At 49.6% G+C, this 7,251-nt stretch carries 8 protein-coding genes; 4 read left to right on the top strand and 4 right to left on the bottom strand.

What is annotated here, in order from left to right; genetic code table 11:
* Positions 1 to 146: 146 nt before the first annotated feature.
* The 3 genes from ACP5D4_RS07915 to ACP5D4_RS07905 all read right to left on the bottom strand — a co-directional run bounded on the left by ACP5D4_RS07915 (position 147) and on the right by ACP5D4_RS07905 (position 2,660).
* Positions 147 to 716, bottom strand: a complete 570-nt coding sequence (locus ACP5D4_RS07915) for a Uma2 family endonuclease (protein WP_428011087.1) — start codon at positions 714 to 716, stop codon at positions 147 to 149.
* A 154-nt stretch (positions 717 to 870) separates the two neighbouring features.
* Positions 871 to 2,472, bottom strand: a complete 1,602-nt coding sequence (locus ACP5D4_RS07910; protein WP_428011086.1) for a SpoIID/LytB domain-containing protein — start codon at positions 2,470 to 2,472, stop codon at positions 871 to 873.
* A 47-nt stretch (positions 2,473 to 2,519) separates the two neighbouring features.
* Positions 2,520 to 2,660: a ribbon-helix-helix protein, CopG family gene (locus ACP5D4_RS07905; protein WP_428011085.1), complete on the bottom strand. Its 141-nt coding sequence runs from the start codon at positions 2,658 to 2,660 to the stop codon at positions 2,520 to 2,522.
* A 42-nt stretch (positions 2,661 to 2,702) separates the two neighbouring features.
* On the opposite strand from ACP5D4_RS07905, the gene ACP5D4_RS07900 reads away from it, so the two are divergent.
* From ACP5D4_RS07900 to ACP5D4_RS07885, 4 genes are all read left to right on the top strand, one after another.
* Entirely contained in the window at positions 2,703 to 2,906 is a 204-nt protein-coding gene (locus ACP5D4_RS07900; protein WP_428011084.1) for a helix-turn-helix domain-containing protein, read from the top strand.
* The gene (locus ACP5D4_RS07895; protein ID WP_428011083.1) at positions 2,900 to 3,214 is read left to right on the top strand and encodes an RNA-guided endonuclease InsQ/TnpB family protein; all 315 of its coding nucleotides are present in this window, start codon (positions 2,900 to 2,902) and stop codon (positions 3,212 to 3,214) included. Before ACP5D4_RS07900 ends, ACP5D4_RS07895 begins: the two co-directional genes overlap by 7 nt.
* Positions 3,215 to 3,408: 194 nt before the next feature.
* The gene (locus ACP5D4_RS07890) at positions 3,409 to 4,872 is read left to right on the top strand and encodes a hypothetical protein (RefSeq protein WP_428011082.1); all 1,464 of its coding nucleotides are present in this window, start codon (positions 3,409 to 3,411) and stop codon (positions 4,870 to 4,872) included.
* Positions 4,873 to 5,520 carry an OmpA family protein gene (locus ACP5D4_RS07885; RefSeq protein WP_428011081.1) on the top strand — a complete coding sequence of 216 codons (648 nt, stop codon included), beginning with the start codon at positions 4,873 to 4,875 and terminating at the stop codon, positions 5,518 to 5,520.
* 79 nt (positions 5,521 to 5,599) lie between these two features.
* Here ACP5D4_RS07885 and ACP5D4_RS07880 read toward each other — a convergent pair whose 3' ends face one another.
* On the bottom strand, positions 5,600 to 7,069 hold the full coding sequence (locus ACP5D4_RS07880; protein WP_428011080.1) for a DUF3084 domain-containing protein: 1,470 nt from the start codon (positions 7,067 to 7,069) through the stop codon (positions 5,600 to 5,602).
* Positions 7,070 to 7,251: the final 182 nt, after the last annotated feature.

Raw genomic sequence — 7,251 nt, 5'->3', positions numbered from 1 at the left:
CACAGCCCTGGATCGATCGGGGATTTGGCCACGAATCATTTCCTATGGCTATAGTTGATAAATCTTGGTTCTCGTTTCCCGCCTCTGGCTAGTTTCCAGTCGGAGTAGGTTGGGTTGAGTGAAGTCGAAACCCAACCGAGTAATATTTAATTCAAAATCTGCCCGGAAAATAGTTTCTCTAAAGGTATTTCTAAATCGGGAAACGCCAGAGATGCAAGAGTTCCTCGACTCACTTCTTGCCGTATATTATAACCGTTATCGTTCGGTTCTCGAAAAATAACGACCGTTTTCGCTTTAATATTTAACACCCAATATTCGGGAATTCCAGCTTTTCCGTAAATCGTTTGTTTCTCGTTCAAATCTTTCGCCAAAGTCGTATCAGAAACTTCAATCAGCCAGAAAATATCCTCGACATAAGGATGGTGTTCGGCGTATCGAAACCCAGGAGATCGCACGATGGCGATATCCGGTTCGGGTTCGGAGTCTGCGAGGGTAATCGGACGTGCTTCTCGTACCCAAGCTGTTTCTGGTAAATTTCTGCGTAAATAGTTGGCTAATCCTTCTCCGCAAACGGTATGCCATGGCCCTTCTGGGGTCATTTCGATGATTTCTCCCCCTAACAGTTCTACGTTTCTTTCCCTGAGAATACCAGCTTCAATCATCTGATGATAGTCATTTACTGACCATTTTGCGGTAGAAGTATTGGTGAGTGTCATGGCTTGTTTAGAGATGGTTCTATCGCGATGTGAATTTTATCAAATCAGGAGGAATTTTAAAAAAATGAATTTAGAAAAGGCGATTTTAAGAACTCGATCGAGTTGTGGTTGTTGGGTTTCGCTTTCGCTACATTTAACCTACGCGAAAATACGCTTAAAATACCTCTTCTAACAATTTTAACTCTGTCCCTGGATAGTAAAAGTCCAAAATCTCTCGACTGGATTTCCCCACATCTGCTAAATGATAGGCTCCCGTTTGACTCAAGCCGACGCCATGTCCGAACCCACCGCCGATAAACCGATATCCCCAAAGGGTTTTAGTATCGCCGTTTTCTTCGTAAATCGGATCGAGATAAAATAAGGTGCTAATCGGCGGATAAAAGGCATTTCGGATTTCGTCGTTGGGAATTTCAATGACACCCCGATCGGTGGTAATCGTCATTTTTAAAATACGCCCCGATCGAGACCGTTCTACGATATCCACCTGCTTGATTTCCGAAAAGTCAATTTGACGGTTGTTGCGGCGATAATACCGTTTTAAAAAATCCGTCATTTCCTTCAAGCTCGTCGGTTTGTTCCAGCGGAAAGTATTCCACTCCGACTCGTTAAAGCCATCGTTTAACGCCATAAACGCTTTCAAATTCGCGTCGTCGTTTAACGGCTTCGTGGCGATATCCCAAATTCCGTTCACCGAATCCACAACCGCCGTTAAATAAGGACGCGGTTCGCCATCCCAGACATCTTCAAAGGGGGCGGTAATTCCTCCCGTTGTCGAAGAATATAAGGCGTCGATGGGTTCGTTGTTGTAGGTGAGAATTTGTCCAGCGGTGGCGGCGATCGCGCGATCGGCTTTGTCTACGGTGTTGTCTAATCCCCAGTAAACTTGACAGTGGGTGTCGGCGCAGAGTTGGTAGTTGTCGATTTTAAAGCGATGTAAGTTGCGGACGGCGTAGGTTCGGGCGATAATCGCTTGGGCTTCGACGGCGGCGTAAGGGGCGTTGGGACCGATTTCGTGGGGAACGACACCCCGTAGGTAGGTTTCGATCGAAACGTCGTTGACGAGGGTATAACTCCCGTAGGCGTTGGGTTGTAGTCGCAGGGTTCCGCCGTAGGTATGTTGCGTGTCGCCTTCGACGACGCGGATGGCGCCGGAACTCTCGATTTCGATTTCGTCGCGGTTGTAGCGAAAGCCCTCTTTTTCCCAACCGGCTTGAAGTCGGCGATCGAGAACTTGGTTTTGTAAATAGGCGATATCGAATCCTTGGTTTTTCAGATTTTCGATTAACAGTCGCCGCAATAGGGGCGTTTGATAAACGTCTCGTTTCGCCCAAACTTCCCAAATATCGCTCGGTTGTGCGATTTCGACTTCGATTCCGCGATCGCGCCATTCTTTCGCGCTTTGTTCGGCGTTTTCGTAACTGCGATGGGTACTCAACACCACCCGTTCTTCTAACACTGAGGTTTCGAGGGGTTGGGATAGTACTTCCAGTTTCAATTTCGGGAGTTGCTGGGTTTGCGGGGTTCCGTCGCCGCCGAGATATGTCACCGTCAAACTCTCGCTGTTGGCGGGTTCGAGGGTTATGCTGTCGCCGGGTTCGTCGCCGAATCGCTGTACGACTCCCACTTTTATCTCGAAAGCTTTGGCGAGATTGGGGAACAGTGCGGAAAGGGAAAGGGTGAGTAAGGCGATCGCGGAAATTCGAGCCGCCTTTCGGTGGCGAGAGTGGCGCCTTGGTGTGACGGTGTTGGCTGTCATCGGGGGACTCTTCTAGAACTCAAAAATATACTCAAAACTGGACAAGGCTACTCAGATTGTCTAGGTTTCTTTTCTAGAGTTCTAATAAACTCTCTAATTACATCCGTCTGAGAGCGATTATTTTCAGAACAGTATTCTTGCAATATCTTCATTTCCCTGTCTGGAAGGTTGACGTTTAATCTAGGCATGATTTAAGATAAGCAAATATTACTCACTCAATTATTGCACACATGCTACTTGGCTTCAAGACAGAGTTAAACCCAAATAATAGGCAGCGAACTCTGTTCTTGAAACATGCCGGGGTGGCTAGACACGCATTTAATCAAGGACTTCAGTACACCCAGCTCATTCTTGATGTGAATAATCTGGCTAAACAAGTTGGCTCAGATACTCATATCAAGTTTCCTTCAGCTATTGACTTGCATAAATGGTGATTTGTATTGAAGACTTGAACATTAAAGGCATGATGGCTAACCATAAGTTAGCTGGAACCATTGGTTTGATGGGATGGTACGAAACAGTCCGGCAACTCAAATACAAAGCCCAATTATACGGTTGTGAGCTTCGAGTTATCGGACGGTTTATGCCCTCTAGCAAGACTCACTATAAGTGTGACTTTTATAATCCAAACCTTTTATTGAGTGACCGGATTTTCTATTGTCCTGATTGTGATGAGTCAATAGACCGGGATTGGAACGCTGCTCTAAATATAGAGCGTTGGGGTCTAGCAGAGGCTCCTTAAGCTACACAGAGTCAGTAAGGCCGACCTCTGACAACGAAGTGTAGAGTAGACATTTAACCGGGTTTGTCCAGGTTTGAGTAGGTTCTACAAAGCGGTTCAAGCTTATTGTTGCAAGTTACGGAGGCGGTGGTTCGCGTTCCCAAAAAATCTCGATGCTTTGTAAAATAGCAAATCGTTGAGGTGAAGTTGCAATCGTGCTAATCGAACTCGTCGATCGCGTTGATTCTGTTTTTATTAGTCTGATTGTCAGTCTGTCGATCGCGGCGATCGCTCTCGAAGTGCGATCGATTTGGATTTACTGGAATCGAGGCTGTTACGCGACGGCGAAGGCGGTGCGGTTACTACGATCGAACCTGCGATCGAACCCAGAAAATCACGCCATTCCCCTCGAACAACTCGACGATCGCGTAGTGCGCTGGCTTCTCGAACATCTCGACGGCGACATTGACGAGAGCGATCGCCCTTGTTTTCGTCCCCGTCGCCGAGGACACCGTTTCGTCTTACTCTCTTATCCTACAATTCTCTGGCGAGGGGTTCCCCGCAGTCCCGTCGCCTTCGCGCCAACACTCCTCACGGCGTTGGGTGTTTTGGGAACCTTCACCGGAATTTATCTGGGATTGCAACAGGTGAGTTTGGAGGCGATCGCAGAAACGGAAACCCTCCTCGCCACCAGTACCCAACTCTTAGCAGGGATGAAAGTGGCGTTTTTTACCTCCCTGTGCGGATTGGGAAGCGCCAGCGGTTTCGTGGTGTTTCTCGCCATCGGCGATCGAGTGCGGATGGGGTGTCGAAACCGAGTGCGATCGCGCCTCGATACCGTAGCGTTTCTCGACTCTCCCGCCCGGATCTTATCCCGTTTGGCCTCGGAAACCTCGGGAAATTCCGGAGTTGACACTCGTATTGTCGAAGAGTTGCAGCAAATTCGCCAACTTCAGGAACGTCAGTTAGCGGCGTTGCGGGGAACCCAGGAATTACAAACCGTTCCGCTTCAGATTGTCGAACGGTTAGAAAATCAGTTCAAACGAGAACTCATCGAACCCATCGCGCAGCAACTCCAACGCAGCGGCGAGTTAACGGAACGCACCCAAACGGCGATTTCTCAGTTTGGCGAACGTCTGGAAACCTCCGTATCGCAGTTCGGGGAATCTATCAACGCAGTTGGCGAAACTCAACGGGAGGCGATGGCGGGGTTACAGGAATTTTCCAACCAACTCGATCGCGCCTTGGAAAACTTCCAAACTCAAACTCAGACGGCGTTACAAGACAGTATGGAAATACAGCGATCGCTCCTCGACGACGTACAGCAACGCACCCAAAATTTGCTCGATCGAAGTCAAACGGCGTTTTCCAGTCAAGCAGAATTGTTGAACGCCGTAGGTGACGAAACAGTAAAAACCATGGAAGCGGCGCGATATCAGTTAACGGCGAGTTTGGAAAATATTGACGAAACGATTCAAGGAACCCGCCAAACGGTAGAAGAGGAATTACAGCGGTTTCGCCTCGATTACCAATACGCTCTCGACGGCTTTTTCTCTCAGCAAAACGAGTTGTTAAAAGAAACCCTCGTCAAACAGCGTCAGAATTTAGAGGAAATCGGAGAACTCTTTGCGACAACGATTTCTGAGGAAATGGGACAGTTAGGAAATGGAGATCGATAAATGTCCGATTGGTGGAACGAAGCAGCGGAAGATTTGAATGCAGAGGAAGAATCGGGAATTTGGCTGTCAATCGGCGATTTGATGTCCGGCTTGTTGCTGTTTTTCGCCCTGTTGTTCGTGACGGTGATGGTGCAGTTAAAACAGTATCAAGACGCCCTCGAACGGCTTCCGGTGGTGGTTCTCAACGCCATCGAACGGGATTTAGGGGGTGACGATATTCGCGTCGATCCCGAAACGGGAGATGTCAGCATCGGCGATCGCATTTTGTTCGATAAAAATAGTGCGGTATTGAAGCCGGAAGGAAAGCAGTTTTTACGAGAGTTTATTCCGGTTTACAGCGATGTCATTTTCTCGAATCCTGAGTTTGAAAATCAGGTTGCTCGTGTTATAATAGAAGGTCATACCAGTTCGGATGGTGACGAGTTAGAAAACTTACAGTTGAGTTTAAATCGTTCCTTAGCCGTGGCGAATTATTTATTTTCAGACGAGTTCAAGTTTGAGAATAAAGATAAATTTTTACAAAAAATTTTAACCTCGGGACGGGGCGAATTAGATGCGAATTTGGAGCGGGACGCGGCGATCGATCGCAAGGTGGTTTTTCGGTTTCAACTCAAACGTCCGAATTTTCAAGAGTTTTTGTCGAAGTAAAATAAATGAGGAAGTTGGGTGAAGCGAACGGGAAACCCAACGAGAGAATTCACCACAGAGACACAGAGGACACAGAGGATTAATCAGATTCGGATTCCGGTTCGGTGTTGGTGGTACCTAAAATCACTTCACCGTTGCGAGTAGCGACTAAATCTAACCGCAACAAACTCGAAGTATAGGTGATATCTCGGGCGATGGCTCGAACTTCGATATTTCCCTCAAGTTCTCCGGCTGCATCTAAAAACGCCGTGACCGTTTCCGGGCGTCCGTCGCCGATTTCAATGCGTTCGGTTAAAATACCTTGGCGCTGGGCTTGAAATCGCGCCGCTTCCACCAGCCAGTACATCTTTTCGATCGCCCCTTCCGGAGTCGTATCATCGAGATCGATGGTGGTAGCGGCGATAATTTCCCCTTCCTCGAAAACCACCTCGTTTCGCATCACCTCAAAAAAGACTTGAACGTTTTCCTCTCCCAAGATGTAGTTTCCCGCCGACATCACGCGAACCACGTATTCGCCGCCATCCGAGAGTCGATCGACCAACTGCTCCAACTCCGATCGCGCAATTTGCACCGTCGGTTCCTCCACCTCCTCCACCCCCGGACGAGTCAATTGAACCGCCACCCGGTTGGCTTCCTGTAACAACACCAACACCGCGCGATCGGCTCGATCCGGGTCAGTGACGCGCACCGTACCCGAGGCTAACACCTGACCGCGACCGATGGCCACGCGACGTTCTCGCAAAAGCTGAAAATTCTGTTCGAGCGATCGCACCTGACGTTCGAGCAACCGCTGTTGCGCCTCCAACTGCGCCAACAGATCTTCCCGCTGAAGCAGCAACCGTTCCTGTTCCCGCAGTTCCCGTTCCTGTCGCGCCAACAAATCTTGGTTTCGCTGAATTTCGCGATCGCGCAACGCCAACTGTTCTCGAACCCGCTCAGTTCTGGCGATCAATTCCCGGCGTTCCGCTTGTAACTGGTCGATTTCCCCCTGAAGCGTCGCCTTTTGCGCCACCGTCTGACTCAACTGGTCCTCAATGCGAGCGATTTCCACCTCCGCCTCGCGCCGCAGCACCTCCGCATCCTCAAGCAGCGCCTCCGTTTGCGCCAACTGTTCCTCCGTCAGCACTTGCTGTTCCAAGGCGTCCGACAACTCCTGAGACACCTGTTCCAACGAGCGGTTCAACGACGTTAACTCCTGTTGGACCTCCTGCTGGCGTTGGCGAGCCTCCGCCAAATCCGCTTCCACTTTCTCCTTTTGCTGCTGCGTTTGCTGAAAATCCCGCCGCGCCGAATACAAATCCTGCTGAATTTCCTCTAACTCAAACAAACCCGTCCGTAACTGCTTGTCCACCGCCAGCAAAATCCCCAACGTAGACGCCGAAATCAGCCCTCCCGTCACGATGGTGACTAACGTAGCCGTTTTGCGGGGTCGCAAGTTGAACAAACTCAACCGCGCTTTTCCCACCTTCGTCCCGATGCGATCGCCCACCGTAGCGATGGCGCAACCGAGGACTAACATAGCCAAAATCAAAACGTATCCCGTGGTCATCGCGTCCCACCACGTACTGCAAAGGGTCGTTTGGGCGATCGAACCTTCGTTTTTTCCACGACAAAACCACGACCGCCTCGAGCGATCGCGTCGCCTAACGCCCACACCCCAACAGACCCCTTGGGGACGTATCTGGTGGTCATACCTTGCCGTTTCCGAGACACTCTAAGCACACCGTCGCC

Origin of the sequence: Baaleninema sp. (genome assembly GCF_049974805.1) — a bacterium.
Classification (GTDB): domain Bacteria; phylum Cyanobacteriota; class Cyanobacteriia; order Cyanobacteriales; family Geitlerinemataceae; genus Baaleninema.
This window is presented reverse-complemented; position numbering and strand designations above follow the sequence as displayed.

Excerpts from the sequence above, each read along its gene's own strand:
- ACP5D4_RS07915 (WP_428011087.1), bottom strand. The coding sequence starts at position 716 with ATGACACTCACCAATACTTCTACCGCAAAATGGTCAGTAAATGACTAT.
- ACP5D4_RS07910 (WP_428011086.1), bottom strand. The coding sequence starts at position 2,472 with ATGACAGCCAACACCGTCACACCAAGGCGCCACTCTCGCCACCGAAAG.
- ACP5D4_RS07905 (WP_428011085.1), bottom strand. The coding sequence starts at position 2,660 with ATGCCTAGATTAAACGTCAACCTTCCAGACAGGGAAATGAAGATATTG.
- ACP5D4_RS07900 (WP_428011084.1), top strand. The coding sequence starts at position 2,703 with ATGCTACTTGGCTTCAAGACAGAGTTAAACCCAAATAATAGGCAGCGA.
- ACP5D4_RS07895 (WP_428011083.1), top strand. The coding sequence starts at position 2,900 with ATGGTGATTTGTATTGAAGACTTGAACATTAAAGGCATGATGGCTAAC.
- ACP5D4_RS07885 (WP_428011081.1), top strand. The coding sequence starts at position 4,873 with ATGTCCGATTGGTGGAACGAAGCAGCGGAAGATTTGAATGCAGAGGAA.
- ACP5D4_RS07880 (WP_428011080.1), bottom strand. The coding sequence starts at position 7,069 with ATGACCACGGGATACGTTTTGATTTTGGCTATGTTAGTCCTCGGTTGC.